This window comes from Methylobacterium oryzae, assembly GCF_021398735.1.
Taxonomy (GTDB): Bacteria; Pseudomonadota; Alphaproteobacteria; order Rhizobiales; family Beijerinckiaceae; genus Methylobacterium.
This window is the reverse complement of record NZ_CP090349.1, coordinates 721077-740871: the sequence shown is the minus strand read 5'-3', so window position 1 is coordinate 740871 and position 19795 is coordinate 721077. Positions and strand designations below refer to the sequence as shown.

15 protein-coding genes are annotated in these 19795 nt (G+C 71.5%); 7 read left to right on the top strand and 8 right to left on the bottom strand.

Translation table 11 applies throughout. The features are described 5' to 3' along the window. Positions 1-80 precede the first annotated feature (80 nt). From LXM90_RS03495 to LXM90_RS03485, 3 genes are read left to right on the top strand one after another with little or no spacing between them, the layout of a single operon-like run. A complete protein-coding gene (locus LXM90_RS03495; RefSeq protein WP_234082931.1) occupies positions 81-974 on the top strand; it encodes an ABC transporter permease in 894 nt (297 codons plus the stop codon). After that, positions 974-2209 (top strand): ABC transporter ATP-binding protein, encoded by a 1236-nt coding sequence (locus LXM90_RS03490; protein ID WP_020091181.1) that lies wholly within the window; start codon positions 974-976, stop codon positions 2207-2209. The genes LXM90_RS03495 and LXM90_RS03490 overlap by 1 nt, the downstream gene beginning before the upstream one ends. Positions 2210-2224: 15 nt before the next feature. Next, positions 2225-3913 (top strand): glycosyltransferase, encoded by a 1689-nt coding sequence (locus LXM90_RS03485; RefSeq protein WP_234081765.1) that lies wholly within the window; start codon positions 2225-2227, stop codon positions 3911-3913. Positions 3914-4174: 261 nt separating this feature from the next. On the opposite strand, the gene LXM90_RS03480 is transcribed toward LXM90_RS03485, so the two are convergent. The 7 genes from LXM90_RS03480 to LXM90_RS03450 are packed head-to-tail and all read right to left on the bottom strand — an operon-like array spanning position 4175 to position 10787. Continuing rightward, positions 4175-5143, bottom strand: a complete 969-nt coding sequence (locus LXM90_RS03480) for a glycosyltransferase family 2 protein (protein WP_234081764.1) — start codon at positions 5141-5143, stop codon at positions 4175-4177. Continuing rightward, complete coding sequence (locus LXM90_RS03475; RefSeq protein WP_234081762.1) at positions 5140-5940, bottom strand: polysaccharide deacetylase family protein; 801 nt, start codon at positions 5938-5940, stop codon at positions 5140-5142. The genes LXM90_RS03480 and LXM90_RS03475 overlap by 4 nt, the downstream gene beginning before the upstream one ends. Beyond that, positions 5937-7073: a DegT/DnrJ/EryC1/StrS family aminotransferase gene (locus tag LXM90_RS03470; RefSeq protein ID WP_020091185.1), complete on the bottom strand. Its 1137-nt coding sequence runs from the start codon at positions 7071-7073 to the stop codon at positions 5937-5939. The genes LXM90_RS03475 and LXM90_RS03470 overlap by 4 nt, the downstream gene beginning before the upstream one ends. Continuing rightward, complete coding sequence (locus LXM90_RS03465) at positions 7070-8101, bottom strand: NAD-dependent epimerase/dehydratase family protein (RefSeq protein WP_020091186.1); 1032 nt, start codon at positions 8099-8101, stop codon at positions 7070-7072. Before LXM90_RS03465 ends, LXM90_RS03470 begins: the two co-directional genes overlap by 4 nt. Beyond that, positions 8085-9200, bottom strand: coding sequence for a DegT/DnrJ/EryC1/StrS family aminotransferase (locus LXM90_RS03460; RefSeq protein ID WP_020091187.1), 1116 nt, complete (start codon positions 9198-9200; stop codon positions 8085-8087). Before LXM90_RS03460 ends, LXM90_RS03465 begins: the two co-directional genes overlap by 17 nt. After that, a complete protein-coding gene (locus LXM90_RS03455) occupies positions 9197-10225 on the bottom strand; it encodes a Gfo/Idh/MocA family protein (protein ID WP_020091188.1) in 1029 nt (342 codons plus the stop codon). Before LXM90_RS03455 ends, LXM90_RS03460 begins: the two co-directional genes overlap by 4 nt. 13 nt (positions 10226-10238) lie before the next feature. Beyond that, on the bottom strand, positions 10239-10787 hold the full coding sequence (locus LXM90_RS03450; protein ID WP_026604627.1) for an acyltransferase: 549 nt from the start codon (positions 10785-10787) through the stop codon (positions 10239-10241). Positions 10788-11141: 354 nt separating this feature from the next. On the opposite strand from LXM90_RS03450, the gene LXM90_RS03445 reads away from it, so the two are divergent. The 4 genes from LXM90_RS03445 (at position 11142) to LXM90_RS03430 (ending at position 17750) form a co-directional block, all read left to right on the top strand. Beyond that, entirely contained in the window at positions 11142-12431 is a 1290-nt protein-coding gene (locus tag LXM90_RS03445) for a polysaccharide biosynthesis/export family protein (RefSeq protein WP_020091190.1), read from the top strand. Positions 12432-12529: 98 nt separating this feature from the next. Then, entirely contained in the window at positions 12530-14902 is a 2373-nt protein-coding gene (locus LXM90_RS03440; RefSeq protein ID WP_020091191.1) for a GumC family protein, read from the top strand. Continuing rightward, the gene (locus LXM90_RS03435) at positions 14899-16137 is read left to right on the top strand and encodes a glycosyltransferase (RefSeq protein WP_020091192.1); all 1239 of its coding nucleotides are present in this window, start codon (positions 14899-14901) and stop codon (positions 16135-16137) included. The genes LXM90_RS03440 and LXM90_RS03435 overlap by 4 nt, the downstream gene beginning before the upstream one ends. Before the next feature lie 785 nt (positions 16138-16922). Further along, positions 16923-17750, top strand: a complete 828-nt coding sequence (locus tag LXM90_RS03430) for a LuxR C-terminal-related transcriptional regulator (protein ID WP_020091193.1) — start codon at positions 16923-16925, stop codon at positions 17748-17750. A gap of 369 nt (positions 17751-18119) precedes the next feature. On the opposite strand, the gene LXM90_RS03425 is transcribed toward LXM90_RS03430, so the two are convergent. Then, on the bottom strand, positions 18120-19505 hold the full coding sequence (locus LXM90_RS03425; RefSeq protein WP_020091194.1) for a UDP-glucose dehydrogenase family protein: 1386 nt from the start codon (positions 19503-19505) through the stop codon (positions 18120-18122). Positions 19506-19795 lie beyond the last annotated feature (290 nt).

The following is a 19795-nucleotide window of genomic DNA, read 5'->3' as shown; positions in this document are numbered from 1 at the left end:
GGGCGGCACGACTTCCGATTCGCACCGGGTCCCCGAGCTCGACCACGGGCTCAGAGCGTCATGCGGGACCGCCTCGAATGATGAAATCTTTGGATGCGCTTGCCCTCGGCACGCCGGAACGCGGGCCGACCGAACAGCGGACCGACCCGTCGACGCTGCGGGTGACCGAGATCGCGCCCGACGACCGGATCGTCGCCTTCGACGCGGTCGGCCTCTGGCAGTATCGCGACCTGCTGCGCGTCCTGATCCTGCGGGACCTGAAGGTGCTCTACCGGCAGACCGCCATGGGCGCCTCCTGGGCGATCGCGCAGCCGCTCTTCACCGTCCTGATCTTCACGGTGATCTTCGGCCACTTCGCCAAGATCCCCACCGACGGCGCCCCCTACGCACTCTTCGCCGGCAGCGCGGTCGTCCTGTGGACGTACTTCTCCGAGGCGGTGCGGCGCAGCGCCAACGGCCTCGTGGCGGAGGCCGAGCTGATCCGGAAGATCTACTTCCCGCGGCTGGTCATCCCGCTGGCGACGGTGGTGTCGCCGATGGTCGACTTCGCCATCGCGCTCGGCGTGCTGCTGGCCCTTATGGCTTGGTACGGGGCGGTGCCGGACTGGCACCTCGTGCTGGCCGTCCCGACCCTGATCGTGACGGCGATGCTCGCCCTCGGCGTGAGTCTCTGGCTCGGGCCGATCAACGTCCGCTTCCGGGACATCAAGCACACGCTGCCGTTCGTGATCCAGATCTGGATGTACGCCTCGCCGATCGTCTACGCGTCGAGCATCGTGCCCGCCTCGGTGCGCTGGATCTACGCGCTCAACCCGATGGTCGGCCTGATCGAGGCGTTCCGGTTCGCCATCCTGGGCGGCACGCCGCCCGACGCCTTCGCGGTCGCCGTCTCGGTCACGGCCGCCTTCGCCCTGCTCATCAGCGGACTGATCTTCTTCCAGCGCATGGAGCGCTCCTTCGCGGATGTAATCTGATGTCGATGGCAATCAGCGTTCAGGATATCGGCAAGCAGTACTGGCGCGCCCCCCGCGCCGCGCACCAGAACTCGCTGCGCGACGCGCTCAGCGAGGGCGTCCGCGGCCTGGTGACCCGCCGCGCGGCGGCGCGCCCGTCGCAGGAGAGCTTCTGGGCGCTGAAGGAGGTCAGCTTCGGCATCCGGCACGGCGAGAATGTCGGCATCATCGGCCTCAACGGCGCAGGCAAGAGCACGCTCCTCAAGCTCCTGTCGCGGATCGCCGCGCCGACCACCGGCCGGATCCGCCTCGAGGGCCGGGTCGGGGCCCTGCTCGAGGTCGGCACCGGTTTCCACCGGGAGCTGACCGGCCGCGAGAACATCTTCCTCTACGGCTCGATCCTCGGGATGGACCGCCGGGAGATCGCCGCGAAGTTCGACGCGATCGTCGCCTTCTCGGAGATCGGCGACTTCATCGACATGCCGGTGAAGCGCTACTCCAGCGGCATGTATGTCCGGCTGGCCTTCTCGGTCGCCGCGCATCTCGAGCCCGACATTCTGCTCCTCGACGAGGTGCTGGCGGTGGGCGACTACACCTTCCAGCGCAAGTGCATGGACTTCGCCCGGCGCCTCCAGGGCAAGGGTTCGACGATCCTGCTGGTCTCGCACAACATGTTCAGCATCAAGACCATGTGCGAGCGGGTGATCTACATCAAGGGCGGCCGCGTCGCCTACGACGGCCCCACCGACGAGGGCCTGACCCACTACGAGCGGGACAGCTACCTCGCCGACACCGCGTGGTTCCGCCCCGACACCGGCGACCTGCCGGTCCGGATCAGCGACGTGACGATCGCCGACGAATCCGGCGCGCCGCGGACGTTGTTCCGCCACGGCGAGCGGATGCGGATCCGGGCCCGCTACAGCGCCGCCGAGCCGATCGCCGACCCGCACGTCCTGTTCTCGATCACCCGGTCCGACGAGCTGCTCTGCTGCAATTTCAGCACCCAGGCGGACGGCGCCGGCCTGACTGCCCTCGCGGGCGAGGGCGAGGTGGAGCTGCTGACGCCGCCGCTGACCCTGACCGCCGACACCTACACGGTCTCGATGGTGGTCCGGCAGCGCGGCTTCGAGCGGCTCCTCGCGGCCAAGATCGGCGGCCGCTTCCACATCGAGCACCCCGTCTTCGCGCCGGACGTCTTCGGCGTGTTCCACGAGGCGGGGACCTGGACAACGAACGGCGCCGCGTCGCAGCGCTGAGGCCCGGAGGGCGTGATGGTCAGAGGCGCGTTTGAACCCGTCCGTGACAGCGACGGCGAAACCGCGGGCGGGACGGCGTCCCGCGCCGGGCGGATCCGGTCGAACTTCGCGGCCTTCGATGCCCGGGTGCGGCACGCGGAGCGTCTCGCGGCGGCCGGCAACCATGCCGGCGCGGCCGTGGAGACCGCCATCGCGGCGACCCTGGCGGCGCACCGGCACTGCGGCGTGTTCGCGAGCCCGCGCCTCGAACGGTTGATGACCGGGATCGGCCGGACCCTCGACGGCGGCGGCCCGGACCGCGCGCGGGCCGACGGGGCTCCGTACCGGCGCGTCCTCCACGTCTGCACGCAGCTCGCCCCGGTGGGCGGCCTCACCAAGATGCTCGCGCTCTGGATCGGCGCCGACCGCAACCGGGTCAACGGCGTCGCCCTGACCCAGCATCGCGGCCCGGTCGACGGGCGGATCACCGCCGCGGTGCGCGAGAGCGGCGGCGGGATCCACCACCTGAACCACCACAAGGGCGACAAGCTCGCCTGGGCGCGGGAGCTGCGCCAGATCGCGCGCGGCTACGACGTCGTCGTCCTGCACATCCACTGCGAGGACGTGGTCCCGCTGATCGCCTTCGCGGATCCGGCGAAGAGCCCGCCGGTCCTGCTCCTCAACCACGCCGACCACCTGTTCTGGATCGGGACGCGGATCAGCCACGCGGTGATCAACCTGCGCGAGGCCGCGCGCCGGCTCGCCGTCACGCGGCGCGGCGTCGATCCGGCCCGCAGCCTCCTGCTGCCGACCCTGATCACCCTGCCCGAGCGCCAGCGCGCTCGCAGCGCGGCCAAGCAGGCCCTGGGCGTCCCGGAGGACAGCGTCCTCCTGGTCTCGGTGGCCCGGGGGGCCAAGTACCGCAACGTCGGGCCGGTCACCTACGCGGATCGCCACGTCGACCTGCTCGCGGCACATCCGCAGGCCCGGCTCATCGTGGTCGGCCCCGGCGAGCGGGCCGACTGGGAACGGGCCCGGGCCGCCACCGGCGGGCGCATCACGGCCCATCCCGAGCTGTCGGACCCGCGGGTCTTCTTCGAGGCGGCCGACATCTACGTCGATTCCTACCCGTTCGTGTCGTCGACCTCGATGCTGGAGGCCGCCGCCTACGGGCTGCCGCTGGTCACGCGGTTCGAGGCGCCCGCGGCGGCGGAGATCGTGGCGATCAACCATCCGGGGCTCGACGTCACGGCCCGGGTCGCCCACGACCAAGCCGCCTACGAGGCCCACCTCACGGCGCTCATCACCGACGCGGCGGCGCGGGACGCCGCGGGCGCCGAGAGCGCCGCCGCGGTCGCGGGCCTCTACGCGCCGGCCGCCTGGCTGGCGGGACTCGACGCGATCTACGCGCAGGCGCTGGACCTGCCCCGCCTGCCCCCGGAGGCCGACGCGCCCGGCCCGGCCGAGACGCCCCATCTCGGCGAGCCCGACCTGCGCCACCAGGACATGTTCGGCTCGGACTTCCCCGTGTCGGAGATGACCAAGAACTACATCGGCATGCTGCCGCTGCGGCAGCGCGTCGCCTCCTGGCTGGCCCTGCGCCGCGCCGGCGACTTCTCCGGCCTCTGGGAGCCGGTGCGGCTTCTCCTCCCGGAATGGCTGGTCCGCAACGTGAAGGACCGGTTCGGCCCGCTGCGGCTCCGAGCGCAGATCCCCGGCGCCTGAGGCCGCCCCGGGCCCGGGTGGCCGCGGATCGGTCACGCCGGACGGCGCGCGCGTCGCGGGAGGCCGGGTCGCCCGCCCGCGCCTCTACAGCCCTCACCGGTCCGCGGGACGAAGGCCCGCGCGCCGCCGCAGGGGCGGCGGAGCCGCCAGGACCGCGTGGAATCCTGGGCGGCCCGCCGAACACCACAGGGACAGCGCGAGCGCGCTCCGCGGCGCGGGCCCTGGGAGGGTCCGCGCCGCGGAGCGACAGCCTTGTCGGCCTCAGCGCGTCTTCGGCTCGGCGGTCAGCGGCCGGGCGGCCGGCCCGGTGGCCAGGGCCAGCAGGGCCGCGCGCACGCGCGTCGGCCGGAAGGCCTGCCGGATCGCCCGGTGCGGCATCAGGCGGAATGCCGTGAGGAACGCCCCCGCGGCGGCGCGGCGGTCGCCGCGGGCCATGTGGGCCTCGGTGGCGTCCAGCAGAGCGTCGTAGTAGCCCTGCACGGTCCCGAAATAGAGCCGCAGGGCCGCGAGACGCGAGACGCCGAGCGCCGGCGCGTGGCGTCGGAAGACCAGGCGGGTGAAGTGGATCCGGCGGGCGATTAGGCGGTCGAAGGTCCCGGCCGGCCGCTGCCGGAAATGCACGCAGGGCGCGGCGACGAAGCCGACGCCGTGGCCGCGGACAGCGCGCAGCTGCCAGTCCCAGTCCTGATCGCCGAGCAGGGCCTCGTCGAACAGGCCGATCGCGTCCACGACGGCCCGGCGCACCACCGTCGCCCCGATCTGCGGGAAGTAGCCGCTCAGCATGCGGCGCAGCAGCGCGCCCTTGTCGGACGGAAGTTCCGGCGGCCAGGGGCCGTAGGTCGGCACGAGGTCGTGGTCGGCGGTGACGATCTGCCCGAACACGACCCCGAGCTCCGGATCGGCCTCGAACAGGCGCAGATGCTCCCGGATATGCGCCGGCTGCCAGACGTCGTCGTCGTCGAGGAACGCCACGTAGGGCGCGCTCGCCCGGGTCAGGCCGGCATTGCGGGCCGCGCCGGCGCCGGGCCGGTCGACGGGGACGTGGATCGCGCCGAACGCGGCGGCGACCTCGGCGGCCGGCCCCGCCGCGCCGTTGTCGCCGACGATGATCTCGAAGGCGAGGTCGGGGCCTTCCAGGGCGCGGATGCTCGCCAGGGCCTCGCGCAGGAAGGCGGGCCGGTTGCAGGTGGGCACCACGACGGAGACGCGGCGCTGCGCGGGTCGGTTCATACCCACTCCTCCCAGGCGTCGTAGGCGCCCCGGAGCAGGGCACCGAAGACGAGATCGTTGTCGAACTGCGTGACGAAGCTGCGCGCCAAGGTTCCGGCGGGACGGGTCTCCACCGCCTGCGCGTAGACGATCCGGTAGCCCGCCTCCCGGGCCGCGTGGGCGGCCGCCCGCGTCCAGTTCGCAGACTGCCCCAGGGGTATCGCGAAGGAGTCGGGCAGGACGCCGAGGCGGGCCCCGATGGCGCGCCGGGATTCCTCCAGCTCCTCGGCCGCCTCTTCCGCGCTGAGGCGCCCGAAATCCGGGTGGGTCACGGAATGGCTGCCGATCTCGACCCCGTTGGCGGCCAGCGCCTCGATGGCGCCCCAGCCGAGGACACCCGGCGGCGCGCTCTCGGGCCGGTCGAGCCAGCCCGACACGATGAACAGGGTCCAGGGGATCCCGAGATCGCTGAGGACCGGCGCCGCCCCGCTGAGGACGCTGCGCCAGCCGTCGTCGAAGGTGATGGCGAGGTCCCGCGCGCCGCCGCGCCCGTCGGCGATCGTGGCCGCCGGCACGAAGCGGTAGCCGAGACCGAGCGCGCGCTCGAGCTGGTGGCGGAAGCGCGCGGGAGAGACGTCGTTGACGCCGCATTCCGACTGGCCGACCGAGTGGTAGCAGAGGATGCGGCCGCCCGGCGCCGGGCGCCGGATCCGGGCGAGGGCGAGCGTCGTGCGCTCGCAGGCCATCCGTGCGGCGGCGACGCGCGGGCGCGTCAGGCCGACCGCCCGGGCGAGGCTCTTGACCGGTGCGGGGATCATCGCAGGGCGTCGCGCAGGCCGTCGACGACCTGGTCCTGCTCCGCCTCCGTCATCGCCGCGTAGAGCGGCAGCAGGATCGCGTGGTCGCGCGCCCGCTCGGATTCGGGCAGCGCGAACCGCCGCGGCGCCTCCGCGTAGGGCGGCTCCAGATGCGCGCACATGATGCCCCGGCGGGTGGCGATGCCCCGGTCGAGCATCGCCTGCATGACCGCCTGCTGGTCCGCGTCGTCCGGGAGGCGGACGCAGTAGCTCTGCCAGTTGCTGCGCAGCCCCATCGGCTCGGGCGGCGGCGTCACCCCGGGGAGATCGGCGAGCCGCGCGCGGTAGCCGTCGGCGAGGGCGCGGCGCCGGGCGATCAGGTCGGGCAGCCGCTTCAGCTGCTCCCGGCCGATGGCCGCCTGCACGTCCGTCATCCGGTAGTTGAAGCCCGCGATGGAGTACGCCTCGACCACCACCTTGGCGCTGCCGTGGCGGGCGATGTCGGAGACGCTCATCCCGTGCTGGCGCAGCAGCCGGAAGGTCCGGTCCCACGCGGCGTTGGCGGTGGTGATCATGCCGCCGTCGCCGGTGGTCAGCACCTTGCGCGGGTGGAACGAGAAGCAGGCGATGTCGCCCGCCGGGCTGCCGATCGGCCGCCAGACGTCGCCCTGGAGCCGCTCGGAGCCGATGGCGCAGGCGGCGTCCTCGATCACCGGGATGCCGGAGCGGCGCCCGATCGCGGCGATCGCCTCCAGGTCGCAGGGCATGCCCATCTGGTGGACGCAGACGATCGCCTTCGTTTTCTCGGTGATCGCCGCCGCGGCGGCGTCCGGGGCCATGTTGTAGGTCGCCGGGTCGATGTCGACGAAGATCGGCGTCGCCCCGCACTGGGCGATGGCGTTGGCGGTGGCGATGAAGCTGTGGCTCACCGTCACCACCTCGTCGCCGGGGCCGACCCCGACGGCGAGCAGGGCGAGATGCAGCGCGGTCGTGCAGTTCGAGACCGCGCAGGCGTGGGGCGCGCCGACGATCGCGGCGAACTCCGTCTCGAAGGCCGCGACCTGCGGCCCCTGGGTCAGCCATCCGGAGCGGACGACGGCGGCGGCGGCCTCGGCCTCGGGGGCGCCGACTTCGGGCTTGGCGATCGGGATCATGCGAGCGCCCGCCGCAGGTGTTCCGAGCGGGATTCGTCCTGCCACCAGGCGACGAGGTCGGCGAGGCCCTCGGCCGCCCCGATCTTCGCCTCGAAGCCGATCAGCTCCTTGGCGAGGCTCGTGTCGCAGAGGCGCCGGGGCACCGGGTTCACGGCCCGCTCGGCCTCGTGGACCAGCGGCGTGCCGTCCCGGCCCATGATCCGGGTGAGGTGGCCGGCGAGGTCGACCAGCGAGGTCTCGACGCCGGTGCCGACGTTGAGCACCACGTCGGTGGCCGGCGAGATCGCCGACAGGATGTTGGCCCGGGCGATGTCGCGGACATGGACGAGGTCCATGGTCTGCAGGCCGTCGCCGAACACGATCGGCGACTGGCCCTCGGCCAGGCGCTGCATCCAGCGGACCATGACCTCGGTGTAGCGGCCGGTCAGGTCCATCCGCGGGCCGTAGGCGTTGAAGTACCGGAGCGCGACGTAGTCGAGCCCGTGCATGTCGTTGAACGAGCGCAGGAGGCCCTCGCCGAAGGACTTGGCGGCGCCGTACAGGGTCCGGTTGTCGTAGGGGTGGTGCTTCTCGGTCGTCGGGAAGACCTCCGCCATCCCGTAGACCGAGGCCGAGGAGGCCATCACGACCTTGGCGACGCCGGCCTCGACGCAGCTCTCCAGCAGGTTGAAGGTCGCGGCGGCCATCACCTCGAAGGCGTGGCGGGGCTCCGCGGCGCACTGCGTGATCCGGAGGGCCGCCTGGTGGAACACCACGTCGGTGCCCTTGACCAGCGTGTCCATCAGGGCGCGGTCGCGGATGTCGCCCTGGACGAGGCGGACGCGGCCGGAGCCGAGGGCGTCCCCGAGATTCTCGGGGCGGCCGCGGATCATGTTGTCGATGGCCACGATCTCGTCGCAGCCGGCCTCGACCAGAAGGTCGATGATGTGGGAGCCGATGAAGCCCGATCCGCCCGTGACCAGGATCCGGGTCCCGCGCAGGTCGCCGCTGAACCGGCTTCCCTTGGTGACCTCACGCAGCTTGGGCATCGGCGACCTCGCAGTAGCTGGCGACGGCCCGGCAGACGGTGTCGATCTGCGCGGACGTCATCTCGGGGAACATCGGGAGGGACAGGGTCCGGGCGGCCAGCCGCTCGGTGACCGGCAGGCGGCCGGCACCGTCGTCGAGGTGGCTGTAAGCGGGCTGCCGGTGGACCGGGACGGGGTAGTGGATGCCGGTGGCGATGCCGGCCGCGTTGAGGTACTGGCGCAGCCCCTCGCGGTCCGCCGTCGACACGGCGTAGACGTGGAACACGTGGTCGAGGCCGGCGGGGGCCGGAAGCTCCAGGCCGAGGCCCGCGAGCCGCGCCCCGTACTCCGCCGCCACCGCCTGGCGGGCGCGGGTCCAGCCCTCCAGGTGCGGGAGTTTGACCCCCAGCACCGCGCCCTGGACGCCGTCCATGCGCAGGTTGAAGCCGTGGCGGACGTGGTTGTACTTGCCCTGCTGGCCCCAGTCGCGCAGGCAGCGGGCCGCCTCGGCGAGGTCGTCCCGGTCCGTGACGATGGCGCCGCCCTCGCCGTAGGCCCCGAGATTCTTGCCGGGATAGAAGCTGAAGCAGCCGAGATCCCCGATCGTGCCGGCCTTGCGGCCGCCGCGCTCGGCGAGATGCGCCTGGGCGGCGTCCTCGACGAGGGCGATCCCGTGGCGCCGGGCGATGGCGCCGAGCGCGTCGAGATCGGCCATCCGGCCGTGCAGGTGCACCGGCAGGATCGCCTTGGTGCGGGGCGTGATCGCCGCCTCGACCAGGGCCGGGTCCATGGTCCAGTCGACCGGGTCGATGTCGACGAGGACCGGAGTGGCGCCGGCGTACAGCACCGCCGCCACCGTCGCCACGAAGGTCGACGAGACCGTGATCACCTCGTCGCCCGGACCGATGTCGAGGGCGAGGAGGGCGAGGTGCAGGGCCGCGGTGCCGCTGCTGACGGCGACCGCGTGGCGGGCGCCGCAGGCTTCGGCGAAGGCCGCCTCGAAGGCGCTGACCGCCGGGCCGAGGACGAAGTCGCCGCTGCGCAGGACGTTGAGGACCGCGGTCTCGACGTCGCCGCCGATCGCCGCGTACTGCGCCTTGAGGTCGAGGAAGGGGATCACGAGGCCCTCGCAAGTGGCATGAGGTCGATGGGGGTGCCGTTCTGGCGCAGGGAGCGCATGGCGGCTTCGAGCATCTCGACGACGCGCAGGCCGCTGTGGCCGTCGGTCATGGGCGCGGTGCCGTTCTCGATGGAGTCGGCGAAGTGCTCGATCTCGACGATCAGCGCCTCGCGGAAGGACAGGTGCGGCGACCACATGTCGCCGGTCCGGTAGGAGACCATCAGCTCGGTGATGTCGTCCGAGCCGCCGCCGACGGTGACGCCGCGGTCGTAGACCTTGACCTTCTCGATCGGGTCGAGGTCGTTGTAGACGATCATCTTCTTGCTGCCGCCGATCAGCGTCTGCCGCACCTTCACGGGCGCGAGCCAGTTGACGTTGATCTGCGCGACGACGCCGCGCGGGTAGAAGACGGTCAGGTGGGCCATGTTCTCGGGGCGGCCGCTGAAATGGCCGGTGCCGCTCGCCGAGATCGCCACCGGGGCGAGGTCCAGGATGTGGTCGAGGATGGCGAGGTCGTGGACCGCCAGGTCCCAGATCACGTTCACGTCGCGCTGGAACAGGCCGAGGTTCACCCGGGTCGAGTCGTAGTAGAACACGTCGCCGATGGCGTCGGTCGTGATGAGTTCGTGGATCTTCTCGACCGCGCCCGTGTAGACGAAGGTGTGGTCCACCATCAGCCGCAGGTTGCGCTTGGCCGCCTCCTCGATCAGCAGCCGGGCCTCGAAGGCCGAGGGCGTGATCGGCTTCTCGATGAAGACGTGCTTGCCGGCCCGCAGCGCGTTGATGGCGATCTCGAAGTGCGAGCTCACTGGCGTCGCCACCATGACGGCGTCGATCGCGGGATCGGCCACGAGGTCGCGCCAGTCCTGATGGAGCTGGACGGCGGGGTAGCGCTTGCCGGCCCGGCCGAGCGCGGCGGGCGACTGGTCGGCGATGGCCACCAGCTGGCAGCGCTCGCTCTCCGAGGTGCACCGGGCGAGGTTCGGCCCCCAGTAGCCGTATCCGACGATACCGATCGAGATCATGACTGCATTCCCCTCAAGCAACCTGCAGAGGCTCGGCCGGCTCGGGCCGCGGCGACTGGACGGAACGGGCGCGCGCGGCGCTCTCGGCGCGCTTGGTGCGGGTGTCGCCGACGACCCGCGCGGGGCATCCGGCGACGATGGCGAAGGCCGGGACGTCCCGGGTGACGACGGCACCGGCGCCGACCAGGGCGCCCTCGCCGATGGTGATCCCCGCCACGATGGTTGCGTTGGAGCCGATGGAGGCGCGGGCCTCGACCACGGTCTCGACGAGCTCCCACTCGCCGTCCCGCTTCAGGCTCCCGTCCGCGTTGGTGGCTTCCGGGTAGAGCTCGTTGGTGAAGACCACGCCGTGGCCGACGAACACCTCGGCCCCGATCGAGACGCCCGCGCAGATGAAGCTGTGCGAGGAGATCTTGCAGCGCGGGCCGATCCGGCTACCGCGCTGGATCTCCACGAAGGGGCCGATGCGCGAACCGCTTTCGATTCGACATCCATAAATATTGACTAGATCCGGGTAGAAGATCCCCACATCCGCCCCAATATCTGCATCGGTAATCGGCATGCCCGCCGCTCCTTCCGCCGAACTTCTGTGCGTCAAAACTGCACAGAGCTGCGGACGGCCGGGAACCCAGGCTTTCGATGCGGTTCGTCCGTCGAAAGGCGAACGGCGCCCATCCGGTGTGACCCCTCCCCGGCCCGGCGCACCGTTCGGGCCAGGGGGCCTACGTCGAAAGGCGAAGCCCCCGCCCCGGCAAGGATGCCCGCGCCCGCCATTTGGAGGAGTCCCGGCTGGCTCGGCCGTTACGCATCATGCCGTCTCAGCCCTCATGAGCCCGTGAGGCCGGCGCGGTCCTGCCGCTCGACCGCCGCGCCCGGGTTCCGAGGGCGAGCCTTAAGGGGACGATGCGTGTCGAAGATGTCGACGAAGACCGCGGCAACCCGCGCCACCGCCCGCGCCGGCCGCGCCGGTCTCGCGGCGTGCCTGCTCGCCCTGTCGGCGCTGCCGGCGGCCGCGGAGTACCGCATCGGGCCCGGCGACACGATCGAGGTCACGGCCCTCAGCATCCCGACCTTCAAGCAGGAGGCGACGGTCTCCACCGACGGCACCGTCATGGTCCCGCTGCTCGGGGACGTCCCGGCCGCCGGGCTCACCGTCGCGGAGCTGCGCCAGAGCCTGCAGAAGTCGCTGCCCGCCAAGGCGGTGCGGCAGCGCAACTCCGAGGGCAAGGAATCGATCGCCGTGCTCGAGCCCGACGAGATCGGGGTGCGGATCTCGAAGTACCAGCCGGTCTACCTGAGCGGCGACGTGACCAAGCAGGGCGAGCACCCGTTCCATCCGGGCATGACCGTGCGGCAGGCCATCGCCCTGGCGGGCGGCTACAACCTCCTGCGGTTCAGGATGGAGAACCCCGTCGTCGAGACGGCGAACCTGCGCGCCGAGTACGACAGCACCTGGGCGAGCATCCAGCGGGAATCCGCCACGATCTGGCGCCTGAAGGCGGTCGTCGCCGCGTCGCGGGGCGACAAGTCCCCGCCGCCGGCGGACGTCGCCCCGGGCAGCCGCGCGACCCCGGCGCAGAAGCTCGCCGAGCAGCAGCTCCGGGTACAGATGACCGACATCGCCAAGGAGAAGGACCATCTGCAGCGCTCCCTCAACCGGACGCAGACGCAGTTCACCAGCCTCAGCGATCAGCAGGTCAAGGAGAAGGAGGGCGTCACCGCCGACGCCGAGGATTACGACACCGTGCGGGCGCTCTTCCAGCGCGGCGCCGTGGTCACGACCCGGCTGACCGACGCGCGGCGCGCCGTCCTGCTCTCCTCGACCCGCGCGCTGCAGACGACGGTCCAGCTCACCCAGCTCGAGCGCGACAAGAGCGACGTCGCCCGCAAGCTCGAGCGGGTCGACGACGTGCAGGCCATGGACGCCCTGGAGAAGCTCCAGGTCGCGGAGAACAACCTGGCGACGTACCGGTCGCGCCTGAACAGCATCAACGACAAGCTGGTCTATACCGGCGCCCTCCGGGCGCAGCTCCTGTCCGGAAGCCGCGCGCAGGCGGCGATCGCGGTCTTCCGGCAGAGCGGACCGGCCAAGACGCAGATCGACGCCGCCGAGGACACGGAGCTGCTGCCGGGCGACGTCGTGGAGATCGCGCTCAAGCCGGATCCCGCCATGCGGGGCGTCGGCGACGGGGCCGGCCAGAACTGACCCACCCGCCCCGGCTCGACGCGCCCATCGGGCCGAGCCGGCGTCCCCTTTGACGGATAGCGCCCCGAGGCGGTGACCGCCGCGGTGAGGAGAGATCCATGAATCGACACTCGACCAGCGCGTCCTTCCTGCCGATCGGTGCGACCCGCCCCGGTGGGACCGGAGCCTGGCGCGGCCAGCCCTTCTCGCCCGAGACGGAGTCCCAGGTCTCGATCCTGACCATCGCGCGGCAGAACTGGCGGTCGATCCTGGCCTTCGCCGCCGTCGGGCTGGTCTGCGCCGGGATCTACGTCGCGACGGCGCCGGCCATCTTCACGGCCCGGGCCCGCGTCTACATCGAGAGCCGCTCCAGCCCGGTGACGGCCCGCGACACGCCCAATGCCGGGACGCCGCTCGAGATCGCCGAGGTCGAGAGCCAGGTCGAGTACATCCGCTCGGAGAAGATCGCGCTCGCCGCCGTGCACCGGCTCGACGAGTCGGCTCTGAAGGATCTGGCGGCGCCGACGCACCCGCTCGTCGCGAAGGTCCGGGAGTTCGTGAAGGCCGCCAAGGCGCTGCCCCTCCGGCTGATCGGGGCCGAGCGGCCGGTCCAGGAACCCGCCCCCGTCAGCCCGGACCTGCGCCAGGCGCGAACGCTGCGCGAGAACGTCGAGGCCAGCCGCATCGGCGCCGCCTACGTGATCGAGGTCGGCTACAGCGCGGACAATCCCGCCACGGCGGCCGCTGTCGCGAACGCGGTGGCCGGGGCCTATGTCAGCACCGAGCTGGAGAACCGGGCCCAGGTCTGGAAGGTCGCCGGCGAGTGGATGCTGCCGCGCCTGAAGGAACTCCAGCAGCGCGCCAGCCAGGCCTCGCGCGAGGCCCAGACCTACAAGGCCGAGCACACCATCATCGACCTGGGCAAGCGCGGCCTCGTGGGCGAGCAGCAGGTCGAGGAGCTCAACACCGCGGTGGCCGCAGCCCGGTCCAAGACCGTCGACGCCCGAGCGGTGCGCGATCAGATCCGCGGGCTCCTCGATTCCGACATCGCCGATCCGGGGATCACCGAGGCGTTCAAGGACAGCGTCATCATCCAGCTGCGCCGGCAGTACGTCGACCTCGTGCAGCGCGCCGACGACCTGAAGCGCCGCCTCGGCCCCGACCACGAGGCGGTCCAGGCGATCCAGCGGGACATCCTGGCGGCCAAGCAGTCGCTGCGCACCGAGCTCGAGCGCCTCGCCGTGTCCCTCGACCACGATTTCGAGGTCGCCAAGGCCCGCGAGGACAGCATGACGGCGGCCTTCGACGCCCTGATCTCGAAGACGCTGATCATGAGCAACGCCCGCGTCAAGGCGCGGGAGCTCGACCGCACCGCCGAGACCTACGACCAGATCTACACCAACCTGCTCCAGCGCTACATCGACGCCGTCAACCAGCAATCCTATCCGCAGCCCTCCGCCCACGTGATCACGCCCGCGACCGTGCCGGAATCCCCGAGCGCGCCCCGCGGCAGCCTGATCATGCTGCTCGGCCTCCTGGTCGGCACCGGGTTCGGCGTGAGCGGCGCCTTCGCGCGGCACTGGTTCGACCGGACGATCCGCACGCCCCGGCAGCTGACCGGCCACGGCCTGACCTGCCTCGCCGCCCTCCCCGAGCTGCGGCGCGAGCCCGGCTTCCGGGCGGCGCTCGCCCTGGCGCAGGCCCACGCCAACGAGGCGCAGCGTCCGGCCAGCATCGAGGCGTTCCGGGCGAGCGCCGTGCGGTTCATGCCGCAATCGGTGTTCGTCGAGCGCCTGCACAGCCTCAAGGCCCACGTCCTGGGCAGCGACCGCCGCGGCCCGGTCTTCGCGATCGGCGTCACGTCCGTGGGGGCCGGCGCGGGCAAGACCCTGTTCGCGAGCAATCTCGGCCAGCTCCTCGCCCGCGCCCGCGCGAGCTCCGGGCGGGTGCTGATGATCGACGCCGACGTCCGGCAGGGGACGCTCTCGCGGCTCAGCCAGGCCACCGAGCAGCGCGGCCTCCTCGACGTGCTCGCCGGCCGCTGCGGCGCCACCGAGGCGGTCCGCCCCCAGCCCGGCGAGGTCCGCCTGCTCGCCTGCGGCAACCGCCACCCGAACGATCCCCATTTCAGCGATCTGATGACCGCGGAGGGCGTCGCCGCGGTGCTGGGGGACGGACGCCCCGCCCTCGACCGCCCCGCCCTCGACCGCGTCGTCGTCGACCTGCCCCCGGTGGACGAGCTCCCCACGCTCCGGCCGCTCCTCGACACGCTCGACGGCCTGATCATCGTGGTGGAGGCGGGCCGGACCAGCATCGACGACGTCGCCGCCGCCGTGCACGATCTCGAGTCGAGCGGCAGCACCGTCCTGGGCGTCGTGCTCAACAAGACCAACGACGGCCAGACGGTCCGGCGCGGCGGATTCCGCGGCGCGCTGAGCCGCTGGACCGCGGCCCGGCGCAGCGCCCGCGGCGCGACCCAGGCAGCCTCGTGACCGGCCCGCGCGCCGAAGGTCTCGACCGGGTGGCGGCCTTCGTGCCGGCCCGGGCCGCCCCGACCCCGGCCTTCGCGGTTTCCGCGACCCCGCGCGGCCGCCGCGTCGCCTTCTTCGGGCACGACCGGGCCGAGCCCACGGTCCGGAAGCGGGTCGACGCCATCCGGGACGCCGGGTGGTCGGTCATCGTGTACGCCTTCGAGCGGGACCGCCCCGGCGCGGTGCCGGCCGAGGCCCCGGTGGCCGACGACATCGTCCCCCTCGGCCTGACCGTCGACCGCAACTACGCCCGCCGCCTGCCGCGCCTCGCCGTCGGCATCGCCCGGGCGCTGCGCCGCCGGCGCGACCTGCGCGGGGCGGACGTGATCTACGTGCGCAACCTCGACATGGCCCTCGTGGCCTGGACCGCGGCGCGCCTCGCCGGGAGCCGCGCGCGCCTCGTCTACGAGGTGCTGGACATCCAGCGTCTGATGGTGCGGCCGGACGCGCCGGGACGGATCGCCCGCGCGGTCGAGCGCTGGATCCTCGGCCGCAGCGACCTCCTCGTCGTCAGTGCCCCGGACTTCATCGACCGGTATTTCCGGCCGGTCCAGGGCTTCGCCGGCGCGTGGCACCTCCTCGAGAACAAGGTCATGGGCCACCGCCTCGGCGAGGTGACGACCCGGCTCGACCGCACCCGGACGGCGGAACCGCCCTGGGTGATCGGCTGGTTCGGGACGCTGCGCTGCCGCCGGAGCCTGACGATCCTCGCCGCCATCGCGGACGCCCTCGGCGACTCGGTGCGGATCGTCCTGGCCGGGCGCCTCTCCGAGGAGGACATCGCCCCGCGCGCCCTGGCGGACACGCTGGACGGCCGGCCGAACATGTCGTTCCGCGGCCCCTACGCCAATCCCCGCGACCTTCCGGAGATCTACAGCGGGATCCACTTCAGTTGGGCCGTCGATTACCTCGATGATGGACTGAATTCGGACTGGCTACTGCCGAACCGGCTCTACGAGGGCGGCCTGTGCGGCGCCCTGACGCTGGCGCGCGCCGCGACGGCGACCGGACGCTACGCGGTGTCGGAGCGCCTGGGCTGGGCGTTTCCCGAGCCGCTCGCCGATTCGGTGACGGCGTTCCTGCGGACGCTCACGCCGGAGGCCTACGCGGAGCGACATGCCGGCCTGCTCGGCCGCGACCTCGGCACGTTCGTCGATGTCGGCGGCATGCGCGATCTCCTGGTCCGGCTGGACTAGAGCCGTGCCCGATCGCGTTGCGATCGGGCACGGCTCTAATCCTTTGTCTCGACGCGCTCTCTCACGCCGAACCGGTATCCACTTCGGCGGAGAGCGCTCTCGATCGCCGCCGCGGCGATTCCGGATCCCGGCAGGGATCCGCCAGTGATTCGCCCGTCGCGTCGGACGGCGCGCGGGGCGGCCTCTCCTCCCGCGGAGCGTGCCGTTTGGTACAGCGCCGCACCGATGAAATCAGTACTCGGACCCCAACAGGGTAAACAACCGAGTACGCATGTTGCCTTTTAGCCTCAGTCAGGTACAGCGGGCCCTCATCCCTCGAATACTCCCGTCACGAATACCTACATCGCACCGAGATCATTGAATTGCCCTCGAAGTCCCACCGATACGACCACGCAACAAGTAGTTCCGAATAAGACAAAGTTTCGATATTCTTAAAACCGACATCTGAGCGACTACATTCGAAAAGATCTTGAATCGGACCACCACAGACGGCGAATGATCTTGCGAATGCATCTCTCCACCAGCACCGTCGTGCGCAATCAAACAAATCACTATGTACGTACGTAGTGCGCGATGATTGTATTTAGCCCTGCAATTTAAGGGTTAAGATTCAAATAGGGTATTTACAGACGATTTTACGAAAGCTAGCATTGTATCCGTGGTCATCGGCAATCGCCCCAAGGCGACCGGCGCCACCGCGTATCTCAGTGTCACGCCGTCGGCGAGCGCATTGGGTATCCCGTCATCGCTGACATTCGGCTTCCTTCGAAAGGAGGTAATTTTCTATGGCCAGTCTTGGTACTCGAGACGCGCTCACCCTCGTTGAGCGGGACACGGCCGAAAGCCGCCGCGGCTTTTCGGGTGCACATGCCGGTGACAACCCGGTCGTCGTCGAGCAACGGGACCAGTCCCGGGGCCGCGCCAGCCGCATCGTCATCATCGATCGACGCCAGCTCGTCGGCCGATGCCTCGCCGCCTCGCTCAGCGAGGCCGACCGGCAGACGTCGTTCGAAGTCTTCGCGGACATCGAATCGTGGAAGCGGCAGACGCCGTTCGTCGCCGCGAGCGTGGTCGTGCTCTGCCGGCCCGACGGCAACCTGACCGAGACCGAATGGACCGAGATCACGCGGGAACTGGCGTTCCTGCAGGGCGAGGCCGGCGCTCCGCCGGTGGCCGTCATCTCGGACGGCGAGAACCTCGACCAGATCGTGCGGATCATCAAGCTCGGCGTCAAAGGCTACATCCCGACGACGACCTCCGTGGACATCGCCCTGCAGGCGCTCCAGCTCGTGCAGGCCGGCGGCGTCTACATCCCGGCCGAATGCCTCCTCCCCCTGCTGGCCAACATCAAGGTGGACGAGCCGGTCGAGGCCGGGGACGACGACATCTTCTCGCCGCGGCAGCTCTGCGTGGCGCGGGCGCTCCGGAAGGGGACGCCGAACAAGATCATCGCGTACGAACTCAACATGTGCGAGAGCACCGTGAAGGTTCACGTCCGCAACATCATGAAGAAGCTCAAGGCCAAGAACCGGACCGAGGTCGCCTACCTGACCAACAAGTACTTCCTCCGGGAAGATTCCAGCCTGGCGAGCGTGAAGGCTCCGGCGGCCTGATCGCTCGGGCGCCGGCCCCGCCGCGGCGGGGCCGCCCTGGCAGAAATTCGGTCCGGCGCGGCCGGACGGAGCTTCGGGGTCTCCTCGTGGATCGCCTGCCCGGGCGGCCCGCGAGGGGACCCGTTTCGCGTCCGACCGTCCCGCCAAGCGGTCGGCGGATCGGCGCGGCGCCACCGGCCCGGTCCCGACGCCGCGGATCGGCCTCCCCGTCCTCTCGCCCCGCGCGCCGGCGCGGTCACCGCGGCCGGAGCGGCCGCGCGCCGGGTCGCTCGTACGGGTGATCGTCCAGCGGATCGGCGGGGCTCCCGTCCGCCGCCCTCACCGGCGCCGGGCGACGACGGGCCCGCGTTCCGCGGGCCCGGCCCCGCCTCACGCGGTCCCGGCGACGGCGTCGGCGGGGGGCAGAGCCGGCGGGATCTCGGACTCGTCGCCGGGCTGGTCACCGGGTTCGTCAGGGCGGCCCACGCTGCTGTAGGCGAAGCCGTGCGCCCGGACGTCGGCGGCCCGGTAGACGTTGCGGAGATCCACGAGGACCGGTCGCTGCATCGCCGCCCGCAGCCGGTCGAGGTCGAGGGCCCGGAACGCGTCCCACTCGGTGACGAGGACCAGCGCGTCGGCGCCCTCGGCACAGTGGTAGGCATCCTCCGCGAAGGCGACGCCGGGCAGGAGCGGGCGCGCCTGCTCCATGCCCTCGGGATCGTAGGCGCGGATTACGGCGCCGGCGTCCTGCAGACCCGCCACGATCGCCAGCGCGGGCGCGTCGCGCATGTCGTCGGTGTTCGGCTTGAAGGTCAGGCCCAGCAGCGCCACCGTCCGGCCGCGCACCGACCCGCCGCAGGCCTTGATCACCTTGCGCGCCATCGCGCGCTTGCGCTGGTCGTTGACCGCCACCACCGTCTCGACCAGCCGCAGCGGGGTGCCCGCATCCTGCGCGGTCTTGACTAGGGCCAGCGTGTCCTTGGGGAAGCACGAGCCGCCGTAGCCCGGCCCGGCATGCAGGAACTTCGACCCAATCCGGTTGTCCAGGCCGATGCCGCGCGCCACCGCCTGCACGTCCGCGCCCACCGCCTCGCACAGATCCGCCACCTCGTTGATGAACGTGATCTTCGCCGCGAGGAACGCGTTCGCCGCGTACTTGGTCAGCTCGGCCGTCCGGCGGCTCATCGCGACGATCGGCGCGGCGTTGAGGTAGAGCGGGCGGTAGATCTGCTCCATGACCGCCACGGCCCGCGGCTCGTCGGTGCCGACGACGATGCGGTCGGGGCGCTTGAAGTCGGCGATGGCCGCGCCCTCGCGCAGGAACTCGGGGTTCGAGACGACCGCGAACTGCGCCTCGGGGTTGGTCTCGCGGATGATGCGCTCGACCTCGTCGCCGGTGCCCACCGGCACGGTCGACTTGGTCACCACCACCGTGAAGCCGCGCAGCGCGCGCGCGATGCTGCGGGCGGCCGCGTAGACGTAGCTCAGGTCGGCGAAGCCGTCGCCGCGGCGGGAGGGCGTGCCCACCGCGATGAAGACCGCGTCAGCCTGACCGACCGCCGTCTCCAGGTCGGTGATGAAGGACAGGCGGTCCTGGCGGACGTTCTCGGCGACCAGGGCCTCGAGGCCCGGCTCGTAGATCGGCATCCGGCCGGCATTCAGCGCGTCGATCCGGCCGCGATTGCTGTCGACGCACACGACCGTGTGGCCGAAATCCGCAAAGCACGCGCCAGAGACCAGACCGACATAGCCCGACCCGACCATCGTGATGTTCATGGAATCCTCGCCGCGATCGCACCGACGCTCGGGTCTACGGCGGCCCGACAGGGCCACCAACATCATATCTTAGGCGTACGCGGCTCTGCCGATCGGGCGTAGCGGCGACGATTCGGCCCGACCGGCCCGACCCCGCCGCGGCCCGTCCCGAACCGGCAGCCGGGCCGCCCCGAACCGCGCCTTACATCGCCATCTGGCCATGGCGGCGGCCGGGCGGCTACGCCATTCGGCTGATCCGGCGGCGCCGGTCGACGATCGCGCGAACATTTTCCCGGCGCATCACCCGAATT

Excerpts from the sequence above, each read along its gene's own strand:
- LXM90_RS03495 (WP_234082931.1), top strand. The coding sequence starts at position 81 with ATGAAATCTTTGGATGCGCTTGCCCTCGGCACGCCGGAACGCGGGCCG.
- LXM90_RS03490 (WP_020091181.1), top strand. The coding sequence starts at position 974 with ATGTCGATGGCAATCAGCGTTCAGGATATCGGCAAGCAGTACTGGCGC.
- LXM90_RS03485 (WP_234081765.1), top strand. The coding sequence starts at position 2,225 with ATGGTCAGAGGCGCGTTTGAACCCGTCCGTGACAGCGACGGCGAAACC.
- LXM90_RS03480 (WP_234081764.1), bottom strand. The coding sequence starts at position 5,143 with ATGAACCGACCCGCGCAGCGCCGCGTCTCCGTCGTGGTGCCCACCTGC.
- LXM90_RS03475 (WP_234081762.1), bottom strand. The coding sequence starts at position 5,940 with ATGATCCCCGCACCGGTCAAGAGCCTCGCCCGGGCGGTCGGCCTGACG.
- LXM90_RS03470 (WP_020091185.1), bottom strand. The coding sequence starts at position 7,073 with ATGATCCCGATCGCCAAGCCCGAAGTCGGCGCCCCCGAGGCCGAGGCC.
- LXM90_RS03465 (WP_020091186.1), bottom strand. The coding sequence starts at position 8,101 with ATGCCCAAGCTGCGTGAGGTCACCAAGGGAAGCCGGTTCAGCGGCGAC.
- LXM90_RS03455 (WP_020091188.1), bottom strand. The coding sequence starts at position 10,225 with ATGATCTCGATCGGTATCGTCGGATACGGCTACTGGGGGCCGAACCTC.
- LXM90_RS03450 (WP_026604627.1), bottom strand. The coding sequence starts at position 10,787 with ATGCCGATTACCGATGCAGATATTGGGGCGGATGTGGGGATCTTCTAC.
- LXM90_RS03445 (WP_020091190.1), top strand. The coding sequence starts at position 11,142 with ATGTCGACGAAGACCGCGGCAACCCGCGCCACCGCCCGCGCCGGCCGC.
- LXM90_RS03440 (WP_020091191.1), top strand. The coding sequence starts at position 12,530 with ATGAATCGACACTCGACCAGCGCGTCCTTCCTGCCGATCGGTGCGACC.
- LXM90_RS03430 (WP_020091193.1), top strand. The coding sequence starts at position 16,923 with ATGGCCAGTCTTGGTACTCGAGACGCGCTCACCCTCGTTGAGCGGGAC.
- LXM90_RS03425 (WP_020091194.1), bottom strand. The coding sequence starts at position 19,505 with ATGAACATCACGATGGTCGGGTCGGGCTATGTCGGTCTGGTCTCTGGC.